At 65.1% G+C, this 525-nt stretch carries 1 pseudogene; it reads right to left on the bottom strand.

Annotated features, from left to right (window positions below):
• Nucleotides 1–86: 86 nt before the first annotated feature.
• Nucleotides 87–525: pseudogene (locus GSE44_RS25220) on the bottom strand (transposase); the annotation flags it as partial.

Raw genomic sequence — 525 nt, 5'->3', positions numbered from 1 at the left:
GTCCAATCCGCTGCTGGTAGTGGCCTGCCCGGTTCGGCTGACACGCGGAGGGATGCGGCTGTGCTGCGCGAGGCGCAGCTCGGTCCCTATCTCGCCGGGAGAGCTGCCAGCAGTGGCTCGATGCCGCGGATCGCGATCACCCGCTTCATGTTGTAGGCCAGCACGTGCAGGCTCATCTCCGTGCTGACCCGCCGGAGGCCGCGAGTGAGGAAGTGGGTGGCGCCCATCCACGCCTTGATCGTGCCGAAAGGATGCTGAGCCGTCCGCCGTCGCACCCGCATGGCATCTGGCTTGAGATCCAGGCGTCGCTGCATGGCGTCAACGACGTGCTCATGCTCCCAACGCTTGATGCGGCGTTCCTTGCCGGTCGTACATTGCGCTTTCATCGGGCACGTCTAACAGGTGCTGGCCCAGTAGGCACGGATCGTCATCCCGTTCTCGACGCTGTTGCAACGCCAGGTCAGCCGCTCCCCGGCCGGGCATCGGTACTCGTCAACCTCGGGCAGGTAGATGAAGTCCTGCTTG

Source organism: Muricoccus harenae (genome assembly GCF_009848505.1).
Classification (GTDB): Bacteria; Pseudomonadota; Alphaproteobacteria; order Acetobacterales; family Acetobacteraceae; genus Roseomonas; species Roseomonas harenae.
This window is presented reverse-complemented; position numbering and strand designations above follow the sequence as displayed.